We start from the raw sequence: 20,721 nt of genomic DNA, 5'->3' as shown, positions 1-20,721 counted from the left end.
CGCTTAAAAATCGGTTTTACGCCCTTCATAGGTGGCGCACATTTGCTGCATTTGCGCCTCTTCGTAGGGGCGTAGGCCGCTCATGACTAAGGTTTTAATCCCAGTGCCGACTAAGATATCGCCGCTATGCAGTTCGAAGTGCAGTGTCACATCGCCACGCTTACCATCAATTTTAAGCTCTTGTTGTACTAGCGATAATTTTACTTCCACAAAGTCGAGACTGGTTAAGTCGAATGACATGCTCTCGTAGATCACTAAGGGACGCTCGGGATTGATCATCACTTGATGCTGTTTCATCAAAGGCACCAAGATATCGATAAAATTGTGCCCCGAAAACGCCACATAATTGCGAATAAAGGATTCGGTTTGCGCGTCACAGCGACTCACATCGCCCTCACGACTGACCTGCAAATAGGTTTTCTCGCGGTTATCGCAAATCGAAAAACTGTCGTTCACCTGCGCGGGAAATTGCAGCTCGACGCCATCACCGACCATGCCAGCAAAGGTAAACTTCATGTTCTGGCTTAAACCGTATTGGGTTAAGACGAGGGCAAACAGCAAGTCACCGGGCACACAAAAGCGCTTAGCACCCACATCGTGAATAGGGTTAAAGTCTTGGGCGATTTTCTTGGCGAAGTCACTGGCTTGTTGTGCAGATACAGAAATTGATTGATTTTGCTTAGAAAAATACGGCGATAGGAACATATAAACTCGATCTTAACTGGCTCAATATTGGGCGAATAACAAAGGTGCAACGAGTCTACCTCAGTTTCGGCATTTCACTCACCCGATGACTTATCCTCTTAGGGTAACGAACAAAGTAACATCTGACTTACATTTGTAAAGACAAAGAGTTTTAAGTTGGTTTTAAGTTAATAAAACTAAGCTCCGCGGCCGCAAACGAGAACAATTCCTGTTTGCAAAAAAATAAAGACAAGCACCATGTCCGATTCGGAGAGCCCAATGACCCAACTTAGCCCAATGCGCCTTAGCCTATTAGCCTGCGCATTAACTACCGCCTTCAATACCCAAGCTAATTCGCCCAGCCAAGCCCCCGCAAAAATAGAACAGATCAGTATTTTCGGCAGTAAAAATCCTCTCGATACCACGCCAGGTAGCGCCCATCAAATTACCGAAGCCGAATTAGAAACCTTTAAATATTCCGATATTATGCGCACTTTGGCCTCTGTGCCCGGTGTTTATATTCAAGAAGAAGATGGTTATGGTCTGCGCCCAAATATTGGTATGCGTGGCACTGGGCAAAATCGTTCTGAAAAGATTACCGTGATGGAAGATGGTGTTCTCGCCGCTCCCGCCCCCTATGCCTCCCCTGCGGCTTACTACTTCCCCACCTCAGGCAGAATGCAATCGGTTGAAATCCTTAAGGGAAGCTCAACAGTAAAGTATGGTCCACGTACCACAGGTGGGGTGATTAACATGCTGTCTCGGCAAATTCCTCAAGAGGCATTAGCCGGCAAAATTGATCTTGCCTTAGGCCAAGATGGCTTCGGCAAATTACACACCTATGCGGGCGGACAAGGCGAGCGGATTGGCGCAGTGGCCGAGATTTATCGCTATCAAGCCGACGGATTTAGGGAGATAAACACGGTCGGAGGCGACACTGGCTTTACTAAAAATGATGCCTTAGCCAAGGTCAGAGTTAACACCGACAGCACGGCTGCATACCAGCAATCCCTTGAACTTAAATTGAAATTTGCTGATGAGACCTCTAATGAAACCTATATGGGTCTGACCGATGCGGATTATCAGGCCTCGCCCTATCGTCGCTATTCTGCCTCGCAAAAAGACCAGATGACCACAGAGCATAAGCAAGTGCAGCTCAACCATATTATCGATTTTAGCGACACGCTAAGCCTTAGCAGTATTGGCTATTACAATGATTTTCATCGAAATTGGTATAAGGCCGACAAGGTTGGTGGTGAATCATTAAGTGGCAAAGGGATCCAAAATGCTGCCGACTTTGATGCGGGTTTGCTCACTGAGCTTGAGGTCAATGTCAAAGCCAATAATCGCAGTTACCTCGCCCAAGGCATACAAACGGAACTCAATTGGTTACTCGGGGATCACGACCTCGCCTTTGGTCTTCGCTACCATGAAGATGAAATGGACAGATACCAATGGGCCGACAGTTATGCAATGGACGCCAACAGTGTCATGTTACGCACTAAGAGTGGTGCCCCGGGCACCGACTCCAACCGTGTCGATAGCGCCACGGCATTTGCGGCCTATGTGCAGGATAAAATCAGCCTAGACGCGCTCACCATTACCGCTGGCCTGCGCTGGGAAGATGTCGAAACCCAACGCCGCGATTGGGGTAAGAAGAACCCGGGCCGCGAGGGACATCCCGATAAACAGGTTGAGAGCCAGTTCAATGCGCTGCTGCCTTCGTTATCAGCAACTTACCAAATTAATGAGCAAGTATTAATTCTGGCTGGGGTACAAAAAGGCTTCTCGCCCGCCGCGCCCGGCAATGCCAAAGGGCAAGAAGAGCAGAGCTGGAACTATGAGGCTGGCGTTCGCTACCATCAAGATGCATTTAATGCAGAGTTAATCGGTTTCTATAGCGATTACAGTAACATGCACGGCAACTGCACGGCGGCGCAGGGGTGTGATGACACTAAACTCGACAACCAGTACAACGCTGGCGAAGTGGAAGTCAAAGGCCTCGAACTCAGCCTTGCCCACGAGTTTAACCGCGCTGGAGCGATGAGTTTTCCAGTCAAACTCGCCTACACCTACACGGATGCCGAGTTTGGCAATAGTTTCGAATCTGAGTTTGAAACTTGGGATAAAGTTGAAGCGGGTTACAAGTTAACCTATCTACCTGAAAACCAATTGTATATTTCTGCAGGCGTGCAATCGCAAAACTGGCAAGTCACAGTGGCGGCGCGTTATACCGATGAGATGCGAACAAAAGCAGGTGCAGGCGCCATTCCCGCAGATGAAGTGATTGAGGCTACAACCTTAGTGGACTTATCGGCGCGTTACTTTGTCACTCACAGTCAGGAAGTGTACTTAACCGTAGACAACCTCTTAGATGAAACCTATATGACGACGCGAGTACACGGCTCTATCTTTGCCGGAAAACCTCAAACGGTCACACTCGGTTACAGCTATAAATTTTAATCTCTCGTAAAACGAACAAGGGCAAACCCAGTTTGCCCTTGTCAGTCATCTGTCAGCAATCACTGCGACTAAACTCGCTTAAATTCGCGCTTTAACTGAAAACTCTCGTCGGTCACCAGTTGTTCTAACACCTCAACCCGTTCGCGCAGTTTATCAAGCTCAATACGTAACAGTTGGTTTTCGGCTTGAAGCTTATTACTGACCGAATTGCCGCGCTCGCGGATCTTCATAATCGCGACAGTATATCCGCCGACAATGGCAAAAATAGGGATAAGTAATGCAAGCGTTGCTGCGTTCATAACGGGTCCTTTTCGAATTTGTCTCTTAATCCAGTATGTGCAACATAACCTAAATGCACCAGTGACAAAAGTCATGAGTTGCCAGTCATGAGTTGTCACCCAAGCAATTGAGCGATTCTTTATGAAGTCCAGCACTACTCTTTATCGAAACTATCCACCACAATCGCCCCCATAGAGGCCGGCATGGTAATTACAATAATCCGTTTAATGGAGGTCATAGGATCGTCAATAAAGGGCAGCTTATCCAGGCAAAGGAGCACCAAACTCACCACACAGGCGCTAATCAGATAGGCCATAACAATCCGAAAAATAAATACTGGCAGGCGGTGACGAATATTCTGTTGGAACACACTCTGGTAAGTAAATACCCCGAGGAACAGTAACGACAAGCTAAACAACATCAACAGATTCAGCAGCGGCAAGGTCTCCCCGAGTTGCCATGCCTCCTCCGAAAACCCAATAGGCACGGCAAGCGCAAAGGCGCCGACACAGACTTGAATCGCATCTTCGGTATTAAAACGGTAGGTATCAAAGTTAAAGCTCATCGCGCCTCCCTGTGATTTCACGGCAAATCATCATCGCACATTGAATAAGCAAATCTAACCCGTAAAAATTTACCGATTGATGCTACTTCAATTGCGTTTTTAATGCGTCGGCTAAAACCTTAAAAGCTGTGGAAAGTCGCTGCACTGCGCGAATTAGCTTGCTGCGTATCTAGTGCGTAATTGCCTTTTTAAATTTACCCGTATAGTCGTCTCTTTCGTATTCTGAGCCGATGGGTTCATTCAAAAGCCCAATAATATCTCGGTCATAGTTTACGATTGTATTTACCGCGTAAACACCATGATTATCGTTGTCTGCCATGTAATCTTCATCTTCGTCACCAGCGAAAAAGCGCCAACCACTATCGTCGATATTGATGGGCTTATCCCTATACATATAGCCCACCTTGCAACCATCTACAGTGATTCTATCAGTCGCTAAACACCCACCCATAGAGACTAAATCTTCAATTTGATCATTTGGCAGCTTATATTTCTTCATGCTTTTCCTCGCACTTTATGTCTCTATAATTGGCGTGCAGAGCATATCCATGCTTATTGGTTAATTTGTGGTAATTTCAAATAGTGCATCAATATTCACTCTCATGGGACCAAGCTCCCAATCGACAATATCATTGGTCATGAAGGACATAATGACTTTATATTTGTCCTGATATTGGGATTCACTGATTTTGATAGTTGCATTGATAATCGGCTCATGCTCAAAGTAATAGATGAGAGCATCACAGGAGTCATCCTCATCGTTTTCTATTCCCTTATGGAAGAACTCTGTGCCAGCGAGCTTACTTATATCATTACCAGGTGCTTGCACACCTAACTCGATCACGGGAAACATTCCACAATCTACAGTATCAGGATTACATTTGGCATCTTCGGCAGAACCCTTAATATCAAACCATAATGTTTCACCTACGAAATACATCCTTGCCATAGAATAGTTATACAATTCTATTCCTTCTTTACGGACTAACTGAATCAATATGCCTCCCCAATGTGGTACACCTAAGGTTGAAATAAATGGCCGTCCGTTGACACCCCGCTTAGGGATAAGAATATGGACCATATTCGCCAAGCGGCCCATATTTTGTCCCTGCGACCGAAGGGAGCGACTAGATCAGATTTTAGCTTTTCGCAGGTCCCAAATAATCAAACAAGCGATTTCTTTGCTCTTTATTTAACGCGTAGTAACTAAACTCTATATGTTCGCCATTAGCCTCTAATAGCTGTATTTGCTTTGGATACTGCGAGGTAACTTTATAGCCACAATATGAAGCTTTATCTATTTGCTGGACTTCACCATAGGTCGAAACAAGCATTTTCTGGTCGTCTATTGTAATTGAAAATGAATCAATTTTTGATTTGCCAGTGTTGAAGAGGAGTAACCATAGGGGAATTAAAATATTCACCGCTAGAAAAACAATAAACATCAGCAAAAAAGTATATTGATCGCTTTTTGAACCAACGATGGTGAGTAATCCTAATTGTGGGAGGAGTAGTAACAACGCAGTCTTATAAAGTCTGTCGAGAATGCTCTGCAAATTTGTTTGTTTTAAATCCATTTACACATACCACAGAAGCTAACGTCTTATTCGTGCATTTGCGCGTTTATCCCTTGAGAACACTGAAAACGCGCACAGTTAACTATTCTTTGAAAATAAGCGTTTAGATTGGTGTTTAGATGCAGTTTAATGCGTCGATAGGTCAGCTTATTGACTCAATTAACGCAACCTGTTTAAGTGCGATACAACACCTTCACCACATGCCAACCAAACTTGGTTTTAACGAGATGTGGCACCAGTAGCTCACCGGAAAAGGCGACTTTATCGAACTGTGGCACCATTTGGCCACGCTTAAACTCACCGAGATCGCCGCCCTTTTTCGCCGATGGGCATGAGGAATAGCGCTTGGCTAACGCGCCAAAATTCGCGCCTTTATTCAATTGCTTAATAATATCTTCCGCCTGCTCTTTGTGTTTAACAAGGATATGCACTGCGGCTGCGGTTTTATACATCTGGTACTCTCTTTTTCAAATATAGCGGTGCCATCTTGCAGCACCGCCGTTATCGCTTTACCTATCAAGAATAAGTATTATTGACCTAAAATCTTCTGCCACCACTGCAACGGCTCGCCACAGTTTTTCGCCGGATTATAGGTGCCGCGCAGGGCGGGCAATGCCTCGGTATTGCGGCATCCCGCTTCCTTAGCCTCACCGGTATCACGGTCAAAATAACCTTGGATCACACCCGTTGGCGGAATCGAGCGCAGCCCAATGGGTGATCGTTCCTTCAAGAAGGCCTGATACACCGCCATGGCACCACTGCTACCGTAAAGAGTCGTCTTACCGTTATCGTCGCGTCCGACCCAAATCGCCGCGACGTTACGCTCGTCAAAACCAGCGAACCAAGAGTCGCGACTATCGTTACTGGTACCGGTTTTACCCGCTAATGCAACGCCTGGGAAGGCATTACCTAAACGTGTTGCCGTACCCGAACGTACCACTTGCTGCATAGCATATTGCACTAGGAAATCTGTATCCGGCGCGATAGCTTGCTCCTTCGGTGAGCGGGTCACAGGTAATGGCTGATTGTGACTGTCGAGCACCGCCGTCACTGTGGTGAGTTTGCGATAGGCACCATAATCGGCCAGCGTCTGGTAAACCTGCGCCACCATTAAGGGCGAGCCATTCACGGCGCCCAGTAGCATAGACGGATATTCGTTAAGCGGTTCTTGCCAGCCCGACTTAGCCAAGGTGGTTGCCACCGCATCCACGCCCACGGCAATCCCGAGGTTCACCGTAGGTACGTTCATCGACTTTTTCAGCGCCGTTAATAACGAGACTTGTCCGCTAAACTTCTTATCAAAGTTCTGCGGTGACCAAGTTTTGCCCTGTTCATTCTTTAGGGTAATCGGCTGATCTTTGAGTGGCGAAGCCAAGGTAAACTGGCTATTCGGCGCCAATGCGGTCGCATACACAAATGGCTTGATGAGCGAGCCTATAGGCCTGCGGATCTCAACCGCGCGGTTATAGCCGTCAAAGCCTGGCGTTTTATCGCCCACCATAGCCGCAATACCGCCAGTGTATTTGTCCGTCACCACCATACCAATCTGCAATGACTTATTGCCTTTATCTAAGCTCTTAAAGGTTTGAGTCACGGCGATTTCGGCGGCTTCCTGCGCCATAGGATCGAGTGTAGTGTAAATCTTCACCCCAGATTGTTTTAATAATTCGTCACCATAGCGCTCGTTAAGCTCTTGTTTAACCAAGGCATAAAACGCAGGTAATTTTTGATGCACTGGTTTATTGGCATTACGTAAGCCTAGGGGCGACTCGACCGCCACCTTGTATTGCGCGGTAGTCAGCTCACCCGACTCCATCAAGAGACGCAGCACTAAATCGCGACGCTCTTGGCTGCGCTCAGGGTAACGCCATGGGTTGTAATAGGAAGGCCCCTTAATCGCCGCCACTAAAAACGCTTGCTGCGCCGTGGTTAGCTCGCCGATGGGTCGACCAAAATAGAACTGTGAAGCCAAGCCCATCCCATGCACGGCGCGTGATTTATCTTGCCCCATATATACTTCGTTGAGGTAAGCCTCAAGGATTTCTTCCTTGCTGTAACGAAAATCGATAATCACCGCCATTAAGGCTTCGCGAATTTTACGCAGCAAAGAGCGCTCGCTGGAGAGGAAGAAGTTTTTCGCCAACTGCTGGGTCAGTGTCGAGCCGCCCTGTACGGTGCGACCCGCGCTGATATTCACAAAAGCCGCGCGCAGAATCGCGAAGGGGTTCACCCCATGATGCTCGTAAAAACTGCGGTCTTCCACCAGCAGCAAGGCTTTTACGATCGCCTTGGGCATTTCTTCAGTTGGGACAAACAATCTGTCTTCGCCATCACCCGCAATAATGCGGTCGAGCAAGACGGGTTCTAAATGGAATACCGCCAACTGGCGCTTATCTGACATACGCGCAATCGAGCTGATCCCATCACTGTCGAAGCTAATCATCACCCGCTGCTCGGCCTGATCGCCCTCGGGGTGTAAGAAGGGACGACGCCATAATTCGATTTTGGTGCTGGATGCCGAGAACTCACCCACCTCGCGGGGATTGGCGACTTTGCGATAGCCCAAGAGTTTGAGCTCGGCCATTAACTGTGGATGACTCACGGCAGCGCCGGGATATAAAGCCATCGAGCGGCTAAATACCTGCGCGGGTAAGTGCCATTTTTGCCCCTCAAACTTACGGGCAATAATTTGATCGAGGTAAATACTGTAGAAGGTCACAACGGCTAGCCCGATTAGGGCGAGCTTCCAAGTGAGCGACCAAATTTGCCCAAACAGGCCACGGCTGCGCTTCGCTTTCGCTTTTTTTGTCGTCTTAGTTGTCATATCTACTTCATCATTTATGCGTTAACGGCATCAGTCACAGGCACAACACTGAGGTTGTAAATCAAAGCAGTCTAAAGGCTATGACTGAGATAAACCTAAGGTTTTCTTCTTGGTAAATTTTGTGGGCTGGGTATTGGCAGGGTCGTCCGGCCACAGGTGTTTAGGATAACGCCCACGCATTTCTTTTTTCACTTCCACATAGGGCCCTTGCCAAAAACTGGCGAGATCCGCTGTCAGCGCCAAGGGGCGCTGCGCCGGTGACAGCAATTCCATCGTCACCTTAAGCTTGCCTTGGGCCAGTAGCGGGCTGTCTGCCATGCCAAAGGTTTCCTGCAAGCGCACCCGCAGCAAGGCTCGCCCCGAGGCATCGTACAATATCGGCGCCGAAGTCCCCGTGGCTAACGGCCATGAGGTGGGCAACAGCGCATCGAGCGCCTGTTGCTGTGACCAAGTTAATTGGTTTACCAGCAAACTAAAGCAATCGAGTTTTTGTAATTGCGGCAGATTATTCACATTTTCAAGGTAGGGCGCCAGCCATGTTTCAAGGTTTGCCAGCAGCGTGGTATCGCTCATATCCGGCCAATCGGCATTCGGATCTAAATCGCGCGCTAACTGTAATCGTGCTTGAAACTGCGCTAAGTTATCGTGCCAATTGAGGATTTGTAGCCCTTGCTGGCGAATGTAACTCAGCAATGCCGCCACAATTTGGCCGCGATTCGGATTAGGAATAGCCTCTGATTTCAATAAAATCTGCCCGACTTTCATTTGGCGTTCGGCCACAGCGCGACCTTTAGCTTCATCCCAGCCACATTGTTCGTGGCGCTCCACCAGCTCGGCCAATTCCTCATCGAACAGACTTGGCGATAATGGACTGGCGAGATAAATCCGTCCGGCATTCTTGCCTTCGGTTTCTTGAAAATCCGCGACCACCAGCCAAGGCGTTTGCGCTAAAGCATCTTCGGCGTTGAGCACCACACCCGTTCCATTGGCCAATTGATAGCCCTCAACGCCACGGGATTTGGCAATGCGGTCGGGATAAGCCAGCGCCAACAGCAAACCGACATCCTGATGATGGGCATGGGAGGCGATGACCACTAAATCGGCCTGAGAGAATTGCTTATCTAGCGCCAGCTTTTTAAGCCATTGTTTGGCCTGCTGCCCCGCACTGCCTTGGGTGGCAAAGTGCAGGTAATTCATGATATCGGCGCCTTTTCGTGGCAATCCCCGCGCCTCTAAAATCCCCGCCAGTAAACAGGCTAAGGCTGCCAGTTGATGTTCGTCACGAGATTTGGCCACTAATAACATATGGGCGAGGCGCGGATGACACCCCAGCTCATAGGCCGCTTTGCCATGCAAAGTCAGTTTGTTTTGTTCATCGACCATGCCTAAACGCTGAAGCAGTTGCCAAGCTAATGCCTCGTTCACCGTAGGCGGCGCAGTCAATAACAGTAAGTCGCTGAAGGATTTCGCGCCCCAGTAGGCGCAGTCATGAGCCATGGCGACTAAGTCGGCTTGGCTGATTTCGGGCTCATCGGCCTTGAGCAGACGTTGATGCTCCTCTTGGCCCCATAAACGGATACATACGCCCGCCGCCAAACGCCCCGCACGGCCAGCACGCTGGGTTGCCGAGGCTTGGCTGATGCGCTTAAGGCTTAAACGTGTCACCCCAGTTTTAGGATTAAAGCTGGCTTGGCGTTTATAACCGCTGTCGATAACCAGGCCAATGCCCTCGATGGTCAAGCTCGACTCGGCCACGTTGGTGGAAAGCACTATCTTGCGCCTGCTGCTGTCGGCTTTTATCGCCTTATCCTGCTCCTGCGCCGATAGCTCGCCATAGAGTGAGCACACCGCCACGCGACTGCTATCGAGGCGCTCTTCCAGATACTGCGCCACTCTAAGGATTTCGGCTTTACCGGGCAAAAACACCAAAATATCCTGCGGACCGTTATCACTGAGTGACGTTGCGGCATCCAGCACAACGCGGCTTAAATGATCGAGCCAATGCTGCTGCCCTGCAACGGGGCGATAGCGAATTTCGACCGGGAAACTGCGCCCCTCACTCTGTAGCAGGGCAGCATCGGGCATCAACTCGGCTAATGAGAGGCCAGATAAGGTTGCCGACATGGCGAGGATTTTTAAGTCGTCCCGCAGTGAACTTTGCACTTCGAGCGCCAAGGCTAAACCGAGATCTGTGGTCAAATGCCGTTCGTGGATCTCGTCGAAAATGATCATCTCGATACCTGTTAATTCAGGATCTTGCTGGATCATTCGAGTTAAAATCCCTTCGGTGACAATCTCAAGTCGAGTCTCACCACTGACCTTTGACTCGCCCCTCACTCGATAACCGACCTCTTGCCCTACCGCCTGCTGCCGACAACTGGCAATAAATTGCGCCACGCTGCGCGCAGCCACACGCCGAGGTTCCAGCATTAAAATCCGTCCCGAAATCTCAGGCCAATCCAGCATAGCTAAGGGCAATGCAGTCGATTTACCCGCACCCGTTGGCGCTTCGAGGATCACTTGCGCATGTTTCGCAAAGGCATCGCGCAGGGAGGGCAATAAGGAATGAATGGGTAGATTGTTCAATGCAACAGTATCAACAGGGAAAAATGATGGGGCAGTTTAACATAGGCCTCAGGCAGTGTCCCTCCTGAGGCCTTAGCTTTGACACGTCGCAGTTTGGCATTGGCTTGCTAAAAATAGCATCGCCCCGACACCAAGGCTCTCGGGGCGCCAATAGTACAAATAAGCCCAGTTAGAACTGATAGGTCAACTTAGCCCAGAGATTACGGCCCGGCTCGTTGACCCTAAACATGGCCTCACTGCCCGGCAGATCGTTCCCCGTGCCCGCCTTACTCACATGCTCGGCGTAACTGGTATCAAACAGGTTTTCGACACCAAAGATAAAGGATAAATCCTTGCTGTATGACCAAGATGCATTCAGTGCCAGCGTACCAAAGCCGCTACTTGGGCCTAAATCTTGGCCCACGATGTTGCCATGACCTAAGGTGTAACGATCCTGTGATGCAACCAGCCGCCACTGGGCCGCCATGGTCCAACTTTGCCATTGATAGTTAATGGTTAATCTGGCCTCTAACGGCGATATTTGCCCAAGCGCGACCTTGTCGGTGTCGTTTTCACCATGGGTATAACTCACCGTGAGTTGGCTCGACCATTGCTCATTAAGCGCATAATCTAGGCTGGCCTCGCCGCCGTAGAGGCTCGCATCGATATTACGGGCAATTGTGGTTGAGCCGCTGGAATCAATCAGAATATAGTCCGCAATCTCACCATAGAAGAGTGAAACCGAAGCCTCGACAGGCCCCTGATAAATCCAACCTATATCGAACTGATTAGTGGTTTCCGCTTTAAGGTCAAAGGCTTTTTGTGCGGGGTTATCGGCGCTAGCCTTCATAATCTCCCAATAATCCGGCATCCGCTGCGCCGAGCCAAAGCCTGCATAGTATTGGTACTGTGCGGTTTGAAACTCATAACGCAGGTATCCGCTATAGAGGGTATCGTCCCGCTCGCCCTGCTGGGCAATCAAAAGTTCACTATTCCAGTCGTCGAGCCTCAACCCTGCGTGCAAACTACTGCGCCCAAACTCGCCCTCTTCAAAACGATAGCGCGACTCGGCAAACAGACCATAGTTTTGATAGCGCATATCCTCTTTAAAAGGTTTATTGAGTAAGTCATTTAGCCCAACATCACCGGGCGCCATGCTACGGCCATCATGCTTGCTCGACATATAATCCAGCCCAAGAGTGACATCCAGAGCATCGAGTGGCGCTAACTCAAACCACAAATGGCCACCCTCTGTCATCCGGCGCACATTGGCGCCTGAATTAACCCCTTCATCGAACCTATCCATAATGTGGTCGTTTTTATTGCTAAAAGCTTGCAGTTCGATCGCCGTTAACCAACTCGACTCAAACTCGTGTTGTAGCAGTAACGCCGCATCACGGTTATCGATTTGACGTGCCTTGTTTAATCTGTCGGCATACTCGGCTTCGCCGCTCGATTCACCATAGGCCAACTCAAGTACCGTGCGCTCTGTCGGTGTCCACCCCAAGGCGAGGTTCGCGTTTTGACGATCGTAACTCGATTGCACTTTATTGCCATTACCGTCTTCATAATGGTCACTACTGGATTGATTCATATCGAAATCGAGGTAGTAATTCTTATCGCCAGCACTCAGCTCCACCATGGCATCTCGCCTATCGAAACTGCCGCCCGTCGCGCTGGCTCGTCCTTCAAGATCCGCTTGATTAAAGCGATGGCGGTTTTTCTCAAACAAAATCGTGCCCGCGCTGCCAACGGGGCCGTACTTCACCGTCTGCGGCCCTTTGATTACCGTTATCTGATCGTAGCTTTCGGGATAAATATAATTGGTTGGTGGATCCATACGCCCACCACAGGCGCCATACACATGCTGACCATCATCGACTATGTTTAAACGCGAGCCGCCCAGCCCCCGAAACATAGGATCGCCACCTGAGCCGCCTTTGCGAGTGATATTAAATCCGGGGATAGAACGTAAAAATCCCGAACCATCGTAGGCAGGCAATGGCAAGCGGTTCTGTTTCGGATCGCTCACAAGATGAACGGGCTGGCGCATCACATCGCCGGAGACCCGCAGGTAATCCTGACATTTTTTATCTTCACCACAATCGCTCACCTCAGCAGACCAAGCCAATTGAGGTACAGCGGTGCCGAGCACTCCCGCTAAAATAACGGCTAATTTGATAGGTTGATACAGCACGATATTCCCCTACATATTGTTTTTAATGATTTTTGTGGGGGTATTGTTGTTACTAGCGGAGGAAGCGCAATCAAAAGTCGGCTGGGCGCGACAATCTGTCGCAGCCCAAATGGCGTGGAGTCACAATCGGATTAATATTGATAAATTAATCACTTATAGATTAAGAGTTGCGGATTTTAAAAAATTGCCCATCGAAAATATGACTAATCTAGCATCCAAGGCCGAGCGAGTCCTGAGGTCAAGGTCAGCAGTGACGCGGGTTTATTGATGGCATAGCCCTGCGCATAATCCACGCCTAAGCTTTTCAACTTTAAAGCGATTTCTTTTGATTCAACAAACTCTGCCACCACATCGAAGCCCATATCTTGCCCTAACTGACAAATGGCTTTGATGATGGCTTGGTCAGCCTCATCCTCACACAGGTTAATCACGAACTGACCGTCGATTTTGACATAATCCACGTTCAAGCGTTTAAGGTAGGCAAAGCTTGAGAAACCCGCGCCAAAGTCATCCAGCGCGAGTTGACAGTTTAACGCCCGCAGCACTTCAATCAGTTTAGTGGCTTGATCTAATTGGCTAACGGCAGCGGTTTCGGTGATCTCGATGCAGAGCTTGTCCACCAGCTCAGGTTCGGTCATCAGGCGCATTTCGAGCCAATTCATAAACTCGCTGTCACCTAACGAGGTCGCCGACAGGTTGACCGAGACCAACTCCAGCTGTTGCCAAATATCCAAATGGCTACTGCCCCACTTCAGCAGATTATCTATCACCCATAAGTCGACCTTAGCCGCCAAGTTGTAACGCTCCGCCGCTGGGAGAAAGATCGCCGGAGAAACAATAGTACCATTGGCCTGCACCATCCGCAGCAGCACCTCTAAATGCAGGCCGGACTCTTCGCGATTGAGTGGGGTAATGCTTTGAAAATAAAGTTCAAATTGATTGAGTGCGAGGGCGCTGACGATATCGACCGACGCCATCATCTCAGTATAGAGGCGGGTCATTTTAGGATCTTTGGCACTGTACAAATGCCAGCCGTTGCGGCCCTTATCCTTGGCAAGACGACAGGCCGCATCGGCCTGACTCATTACCGTATAAATATCCGTTGCGGACTTTTCGAGCTTAGCGATCCCCATGCTGACACTGACATTGTGGCAACGGTTTTCCCAAATAAACTCGTGGGTTGCTAACTGAGTGCAGATCCGATTAGCGATATGCTGCGCCGAATCCACATTGCAATAATGCATTAAAATTCCAAACTCATCGCCGCCCAAACGCGCGACAATATCACCCTTACGCACCAGTTGTTTAAGGCGTAATGCAAGCTGACACAGTAGCTTATCACCAGCCTGATGGCCGCTCACATTGTTGATCACCTGAAACTGGTCTACATCGATAAAGGCCACGCAAGTGGGCATATCATCTTTGGTTTGCAGCAGATTTTCGAGCAAGGCCTCAAAATGCAGCCGATTCGGTAACCCAGTCAAGGCATCATAATTCGCATGGAAGGACAGCTCATCGGCGAGGCGATATTTTTCACTGACATCTTCGGCAATCATCACTAGAGTGTCTTTATTGCCGTGGATTTGGCTAAAGCTTAACCTCAGCCAATCTAACTGTTGATTCGATTTTAGGGGCAACTCACACCATGCTTGCCCCAATACGCCTTCGCGCACCATGTGCAGCGTGTCGGTGAGCATGGCATGCTCCTCTTCGCGCACCATGCTGAATAAATCGTATCCATGCTGCACCGGCAGGGTTTGCAACGCCACTTTGTTCAGCATGGTCAGTTGGTTCTGTTTATCGAGCAAGGCGCAGGCTAGAGGCAGCTGATTAAAGACTTCGCGGTATCTGTGCTCACTGGCCAACATATCGTGGGCGATACGGGTGAGTTCCATCGCCGAGCCAATCATCACCGCCGCATGCTGAAATTCCTGAATAAACTCCTCGCTCCACTCGCAGCATTCGGAGCAATTAACCGCGCCGAGGGCAATACGGGTTTCCCCAAACACCACAGGCGGTAACACCAATAGGCTTTTAACGTTCCAATCCCGCAGTAATGCCCGCTCCGCTTGGGCCTCCGCAGGCAAGGTATCGACATCGGGGAGATTCAGCAGTGTGGGGGTTCTGACTAAGGAGCGAAAAAACGGCATACGCGCCAATGGCCAAACTCGTGTCTGTTGGCCCTGGCTAAATTGCGGTTTTAAGTACAAATTACGGGTACGCAGATGATCTAAGGCTAAACTGCCCGTCAGCACAAATACCCCATCACAGTGAAGTTGTAATGTGATTGCTTCTAAGGCTTGATCAACATTTTGCTCTAGGGTTTCTAGTGGCGTTTCGCTAAAAATCGTCACTAATGCCTGTTGGAGTGGATTTGCTAAACCATCTGACATGAAAAGGGATTTCCTTACCTACAAGTCCATTTAAGGTATTATTTCTACACTTCCCGCGATGAATCTCAAGTCGTCTAAAGTCTATCATTAACCATTACAGCGGGAATTTCTGTAATACCAAACAAAAGCATAGCTTATGTTTGGCGTTTGAGTAGGTGATGGAGATAAACAGGTGTTACAACGACTCTTCCTTGGATTTGCCCCCACGAGCATACAGCGGCAACAACTGCTGCAATTACAGCAAAGCTTGAGGTCGCAGTTAGCGCCTAATGCCAACGCTGTGACACAAAACAATTTGCACTTAACCCTCGCCTTTTTAGGGCTCGCCAATCCAACTCAAGTGGCACAGTTGCTCGACGGCGTCGATAAGCTGACTAAGCCTAAATTTAGCGTCACACTCGATAGCATCGCCGTGTGGCCTAAGGCGCAGGTCTGTTGTTTAAAGGGGGATAGCATAAGTCCTGAGTTGGCTTTACTCACATCCCAAGCGCAGGATTTAGCACTGAAGTTGCAATTGCATCTCAGTGAGCATCCGTTTCGGCCCCATATCAGCTTGTTTAGAAAAGCAAAGCCGTCAGGCATCTTGGTCAGAGAGCTAACGCTCAAAGAGTTGGTGCAGCAGAAAGTCATCCAAGCTTCGATGCTTGAACTCACACTCGCACCCGAGCAGCTGCATTTGTATCTTTCCACCAATGGCGGACGCGGCGTGGAGTATCAGATCTTACATTCTTGGCCGCTCGCATAAGCCCAATCCGCTAACGCGAATAAACATTGCGCCAGAAACCATCCGCAAAAATAATCCGTAAAAGTAATCCATAAAAACAATCAGCCCGAGCATGGCTCGGGCTGATAACAAGACAAGCAACCACAGACGATGTTAATCGAGTAAACGCAAAGTCTCACGGTAGGCGCGCTTTTGCTCATAGCTGTGCAGGCGCTGCTGAAACTCATCTGTCTTGGTGGCTTCGGCCGTCATCTTTAATGCGGCTATCGCTTTTTGCTGGGTCGATACCGCTGCGCCAAAATCACCGACTTCGGCATAGGCAGCCGCCAAGTTATCGAGGTTGGTTGGGTCGTTCTCGTTCACTTTGAGCAGCTGCAAGGATAATTCGAGCGCTTTATTACCGTCGCGATATTCGGCTTCGGGGCAAGTTGCTAAAATCCACGCCACATTACCAAGGGCAATATCATCCCCCACGCGGGTAAATTGCTCTACGGCTTTACCGCAGTTACGCGCAATGCCATCGCCACCCGAGGCATAAATAAAGCCTAACCGGAACTGCGCCCAGCGATTACCGCGCTCCCCCATGTCCTTATACCAACGTTCGGCCACGGCTAAGTCACGCTTCACTAACTGCCCTTCAAAGGAGAGATCCGCTAAGGTTTGCTGCGCCTTTTCGTGTTGCTGTTCGGCGGCAAGTGTCATCCAATGCAATCCGGTCGGCACTTCTTGCTGTACGTAACGCCCAGAGAGAAACATCAGCCCCAGTAAAAATTGCGCGTCGGCATCGCCCTGCTCAGCCTGCACTTGAATGTGCACAAATTTACTCGCCGCAACTTCATTGGCTGGTTGTGGAATAGAAAATGCGTGCGCGGCAGCACTCATCCCTAGGGATAAAGTGAATCCGGCGCCTAAAACCCATTGTCTGTATTTCACCTGGTAACCTCTTTACGAAAAACAACCGCGCCCTCAAGTTAGCCTGAATTATTCCCATAAGTCGAGCCTAAATCGGCGTAATCGAACCTATATTAAATAGAAATACCCCTTAAGGGGCCGCAATTATCCCATTCCTTTGATTCATTAGTCGCAATTGAGGTTATTTTCTTCGCAAAAACCCTTAAAAGCCTTTATAAGATGTGATTAACTCTACAGAGTTAAGTGAATCCAGTGAGTTTGGCACCGATTTAGTTGACTAATATCACTAAAGTAGCAAAATAAGCTCTAATTTTAGGTGGTTAATTGCATTTATTCACTCATTCTAAACTAAGAGGTGTATCAAGTTTTTATGAGTGTAATTGACGTAAAATGCTTATTTAGAATATTCTTACTTTCGTTTTAATCAATCGAGGAACATCGACATGGCTCTGATTGGTAAGCCAAAACCGGACCCAACTTTGGAATGGTTTTTATCACACTGTCACATTCATAAGTATCCCGCTAAAAGCACCTTGATCCATGCTGGTGAAGACTCAGATACCCTTTATTACATCGTAAAAGGTTCTGTAGCGGTATTGATTAAAGATGAAGAAGGTAAGGAGATGATCCTTTCTTATCTTAATCAAGGCGACTTTATTGGTGAGTTAGGATTGTTCGAAGAACAAGCTGAACGTACTGCTTGGGTTCGTGCGAAACAAGCATGTGAAATTGCTGAAATCTCTTATAAGAAGTTCAAGCAATTAATCCAAGTTAACCCCGAAATTCTGATGAAGCTATCGGCTCAAATGGCGTATCGCCTACAAAGCACTAGCCAGAAAGTGGGTAATTTAGCGTTCCTCGATGTGGCTGGCCGTATTGCCCAGACATTGTTGCACTTAGCTAAGCAACCCGATGCCATGACTCACCCAGACGGCATGCAAATTAAGATCACTCGCCAAGAAATTGGTCAGATCGTCGGTTGCTCCCGCGAAACTGTGGGTCGTATCTTAAAGATGCTTGAAGAGCAGAATTTGATCCAAGCACACGGTAAAACCATTGTGGTATATGGTACCCGTTAAGATAGACTTCAGCTTGATTTAAGCCTGTTTCATTAAAGTGGCCTAGCATAAAATCTAGGCCATTTTTTATTGGGGAGCATAAATGAAACGGCTGTTTTTTATCTGTTTTTTCAGTCTGTTTACGCTGGTGCATCCAACAATAATTCACGCCGAACCGATTGAATTAGAACATTATCAAGCCAAGGCTTTAGTCAATTCCGGGCAAATTTTATCCCTCAATGGCACCCTTGCCGTGGTGAATCAATTTTGCCAAGGCGAACTAATTGACGCCCATCTCTATCAAGAAGATCATAAATGGCGCTATGATTTACAAATCAAAGTGCAACGCGGCCAAATAGTGAATCTGAGTATTGATGCCACCAATGGTCAGCTCGAACACTCCACCGCACTACCGAGCGAATGTCGAAAACATGAAACTGCTACTCGTTGAAGATAATCCGATGTTGGTCTCCGAATTGGAGAAACAACTCAAACAGGCTGGCTACGTTACCGATATTACTGACAAAGCACTTGAAGCCGATTACCTCGTTAAAGAAACCCAATATGACTGCGTGATCTTAGATATTGGCCTCCCCGACGGCAATGGACTGGAATTACTCGAAGGCTGGCGTAATCAAGGCATTAGCACACCGGTTATCATGCTGACGGCCCGCAGCCAATGGCATGAAAAGGTCGAAGGCTTTAATGCCGGCGCCGATGATTATTTAGGTAAACCCTTCCATGCACAGGAATTATTAGCGCGTATCCAAGCGCTTATTCACCGCGCGCACGGCCGATTAAATAATCCCAGTAAACAGTTGAGCTATGGTGGAGTTACCTTAGATGAGGCCGAGCAGACCGTTAGCGTTGGCGAGCATTTGTACGAGTTGACAGCCATGGAGTTCAGGCTGTTAAAAATCTTCCTCATGTCGCCTAAGAAGCTGTTATCTAAGGCACAACTGACGGACAAGCTCTATCAGTTTGACGATGAGAAAGAGAGTAACGTGGTTGAAGTTTACGTGACTCACCTGCGTAAAAAACTCGGCAAAACCGCGATTGAAACCCGCCGCGGCCAAGGTTATATCTTCCACGGCCTGACTGCATGATCTCCATTCGCACTAAGCTCAGTTTATGGTTAACGGGCTTATTAGTGTTAGGCACAGTGATTGGACTCATATTGTTTGAGTCCATGCTGCGCCAAGCGTTTCACGACTCGATTATCAACCGCTTAGAAGAAGATCTTGAGCACATCATGTTGGCAACCCATATCAATAATGGGGAGATCCATATCGATCAGAGCCAACTGTCGAGCTTCTATCGCCCTGCCTATTCGGGGCGTTATTTCCAGCTCAACCTGCCCAATGAAGTGATCCGCTCCCGCTCCCTGTGGGACATGCAGCTCGATATCGAACCTTTAGCGCCAAACCAGACCCGCGTCTGGCAGGCAAAAGGGCCGAAAAACAATGATATGCAGCTATTATCCCTAGGGCTAAACTCGAGCAGCGCCAATGTCACCGCAACCCTAACGGTAGCGCAGGATTTGAGTATCGGTCGACGCGTATTTAGTGAAGTCTATGGCACTAAGCTTGGGATTAACCTCGCCATGTTGGTGGCCATGATCGCGGGGATATTCTTGATCCTGCGTCAATCCTTTAAACCGGTAAAACAGATCCAACATGCGCTCTCCCGCCTGCAGGAGGGCGAGATTAACGCCTTAGAGCTGAATAACATTCCGCCCGAAGTGCAACCGCTGGCGAAGACCTATAACGAGTTATTGGAATACACCGCCAAGCAAATTGAGCGCAGTCGCAATAACTTAGGTAACTTAAGCCATGGGTTAAAAACCCCACTGGCGGTGATGCAACAACAGGTTGAAGCCTTAGGGCTGAAAGATCCCGATACCGCCATGGCGCTGCAACAACAGCTCGACGCTATCCATAAAATGGTCGAACGTAAACTTGCTGCGGCGCGGATCACCGGTGATATGTTACCTGCCGCCCAGTTAGTGGTACCGAGGGATCTTCACAGCCTCGCCAATACCCTCAACAAAGTGCATAGAAGCAAAAGCATCAACTGCAACTTTGAGCTTGACCCTAGTATCCAGCGCCTGCCCATCCATAGGGAAGATGGTATGGAGCTCTTAGGGAATCTGCTCGATAACGCCTTTAAATGGGCGAGCAGCCAAGTCACGGTTAAACTGTGGAAGGAACAGAACAAGCTCTGCCTCAGCATAGATGATGATGGTCCAGGTGTTGCAGACGACGAACTCGATAAACTCACCCAAAGGGGTACGCGACTCGATGAATCTGTGATGGGCCATGGTCTAGGGTTATCGATAGTGAAAGAAATTGCCGAGCAATACGGCATTGATCTTAAGTTTAAGCACAGCAGCCACTTATCAGGCCTCAGTATTGAACTGGTCTTTAGCTAACGAGTGCTTAGCTAAGAGTGCTTAGCGAACAAGTATTGAGCTAACTATT

18 protein-coding genes are annotated in these 20,721 nt (G+C 48.6%); 6 read left to right on the top strand and 12 right to left on the bottom strand.

Features of this window, described 5'->3' with window-relative positions:
* Window positions 1–3: 3 nt before the first annotated feature.
* The gene (locus tag K0H59_RS03195) at window positions 4–705 is read right to left on the bottom strand and encodes a DUF3581 domain-containing protein (RefSeq protein ID WP_220054640.1); all 702 of its coding nucleotides are present in this window, start codon (window positions 703–705) and stop codon (window positions 4–6) included.
* Between the two features lie 258 nt (window positions 706–963).
* Between K0H59_RS03195 and K0H59_RS03190 the strand changes: the two genes are divergently transcribed.
* A complete protein-coding gene (locus tag K0H59_RS03190) occupies window positions 964–3,147 on the top strand; it encodes a TonB-dependent receptor domain-containing protein (RefSeq protein ID WP_220054639.1) in 2,184 nt (727 codons plus the stop codon).
* 68 nt (window positions 3,148–3,215) lie between these two features.
* Here the strand turns inward: K0H59_RS03190 and K0H59_RS03185 are convergent, their stop codons facing one another.
* The 10 genes from K0H59_RS03185 to K0H59_RS03140 all read right to left on the bottom strand — a co-directional run bounded on the left by K0H59_RS03185 (window position 3,216) and on the right by K0H59_RS03140 (window position 15,547).
* Window positions 3,216–3,446: a hypothetical protein gene (locus K0H59_RS03185; protein WP_011621428.1), complete on the bottom strand. Its 231-nt coding sequence runs from the start codon at window positions 3,444–3,446 to the stop codon at window positions 3,216–3,218.
* A 134-nt stretch (window positions 3,447–3,580) separates the two neighbouring features.
* On the bottom strand, window positions 3,581–3,991 hold the full coding sequence (locus K0H59_RS03180; RefSeq protein WP_088211768.1) for a DUF2391 family protein: 411 nt from the start codon (window positions 3,989–3,991) through the stop codon (window positions 3,581–3,583).
* A 169-nt stretch (window positions 3,992–4,160) separates the two neighbouring features.
* Window positions 4,161–4,490, bottom strand: coding sequence for a DUF2185 domain-containing protein (locus tag K0H59_RS03175; RefSeq protein ID WP_220054638.1), 330 nt, complete (start codon window positions 4,488–4,490; stop codon window positions 4,161–4,163).
* A 60-nt stretch (window positions 4,491–4,550) separates the two neighbouring features.
* A complete protein-coding gene (locus K0H59_RS03170) occupies window positions 4,551–5,090 on the bottom strand; it encodes a hypothetical protein (RefSeq protein ID WP_220054637.1) in 540 nt (179 codons plus the stop codon).
* Window positions 5,091–5,130: 40 nt separating this feature from the next.
* The gene (locus K0H59_RS03165) at window positions 5,131–5,568 is read right to left on the bottom strand and encodes a hypothetical protein (protein WP_220054636.1); all 438 of its coding nucleotides are present in this window, start codon (window positions 5,566–5,568) and stop codon (window positions 5,131–5,133) included.
* 173 nt (window positions 5,569–5,741) lie between these two features.
* Complete coding sequence (locus tag K0H59_RS03160) at window positions 5,742–6,020, bottom strand: peptidylprolyl isomerase (protein WP_011627235.1); 279 nt, start codon at window positions 6,018–6,020, stop codon at window positions 5,742–5,744.
* Between the two features lie 77 nt (window positions 6,021–6,097).
* Complete coding sequence (gene mrcB, locus K0H59_RS03155; RefSeq protein WP_220054635.1) at window positions 6,098–8,392, bottom strand: penicillin-binding protein 1B; 2,295 nt, start codon at window positions 8,390–8,392, stop codon at window positions 6,098–6,100.
* Between the two features lie 78 nt (window positions 8,393–8,470).
* On the bottom strand, window positions 8,471–10,978 hold the full coding sequence (gene hrpB / locus K0H59_RS03150) for an ATP-dependent helicase HrpB (RefSeq protein WP_220054634.1): 2,508 nt from the start codon (window positions 10,976–10,978) through the stop codon (window positions 8,471–8,473).
* Between the two features lie 169 nt (window positions 10,979–11,147).
* Window positions 11,148–13,154, bottom strand: a complete 2,007-nt coding sequence (locus K0H59_RS03145) for a TonB-dependent copper receptor (protein ID WP_220054633.1) — start codon at window positions 13,152–13,154, stop codon at window positions 11,148–11,150.
* Between the two features lie 203 nt (window positions 13,155–13,357).
* Window positions 13,358–15,547: a bifunctional diguanylate cyclase/phosphodiesterase gene (locus K0H59_RS03140; protein WP_220054632.1), complete on the bottom strand. Its 2,190-nt coding sequence runs from the start codon at window positions 15,545–15,547 to the stop codon at window positions 13,358–13,360.
* 172 nt (window positions 15,548–15,719) lie between these two features.
* On the opposite strand from K0H59_RS03140, the gene thpR reads away from it, so the two are divergent.
* Entirely contained in the window at window positions 15,720–16,292 is a 573-nt protein-coding gene (gene thpR, locus K0H59_RS03135; protein WP_220054631.1) for an RNA 2',3'-cyclic phosphodiesterase, read from the top strand.
* A gap of 132 nt (window positions 16,293–16,424) precedes the next feature.
* Here the strand turns inward: thpR and K0H59_RS03130 are convergent, their stop codons facing one another.
* Window positions 16,425–17,204 (bottom strand): tetratricopeptide repeat protein, encoded by a 780-nt coding sequence (locus tag K0H59_RS03130; protein WP_220054630.1) that lies wholly within the window; start codon window positions 17,202–17,204, stop codon window positions 16,425–16,427.
* 422 nt (window positions 17,205–17,626) lie between these two features.
* Here K0H59_RS03130 and crp point away from each other — a divergent pair, with 422 nt between their 5' ends.
* The 4 genes from crp (at window position 17,627) to K0H59_RS03110 (ending at window position 20,672) form a co-directional block, all read left to right on the top strand.
* The gene (gene crp / locus K0H59_RS03125; RefSeq protein WP_011070954.1) at window positions 17,627–18,262 is read left to right on the top strand and encodes a cAMP-activated global transcriptional regulator CRP; all 636 of its coding nucleotides are present in this window, start codon (window positions 17,627–17,629) and stop codon (window positions 18,260–18,262) included.
* A gap of 82 nt (window positions 18,263–18,344) precedes the next feature.
* The gene (locus K0H59_RS03120) at window positions 18,345–18,692 is read left to right on the top strand and encodes a PepSY domain-containing protein (protein ID WP_011621417.1); all 348 of its coding nucleotides are present in this window, start codon (window positions 18,345–18,347) and stop codon (window positions 18,690–18,692) included.
* Entirely contained in the window at window positions 18,673–19,347 is a 675-nt protein-coding gene (locus K0H59_RS03115; RefSeq protein WP_011715803.1) for a response regulator transcription factor, read from the top strand. The genes K0H59_RS03120 and K0H59_RS03115 overlap by 20 nt, the downstream gene beginning before the upstream one ends.
* Window positions 19,344–20,672 (top strand): ATP-binding protein, encoded by a 1,329-nt coding sequence (locus K0H59_RS03110; protein WP_220054629.1) that lies wholly within the window; start codon window positions 19,344–19,346, stop codon window positions 20,670–20,672. Before K0H59_RS03115 ends, K0H59_RS03110 begins: the two co-directional genes overlap by 4 nt.
* The last annotated feature ends 49 nt before the right edge of the window (window positions 20,673–20,721 follow it).

This window comes from Shewanella sp. FJAT-51649 (assembly GCF_019457435.1).
Taxonomy (GTDB): Bacteria; Pseudomonadota; Gammaproteobacteria; order Enterobacterales; family Shewanellaceae; genus Shewanella; species Shewanella mangrovisoli.
The sequence above is the reverse complement of the archived record's forward strand: the minus strand, read 5'-3'. Positions and strand labels throughout refer to the sequence as shown.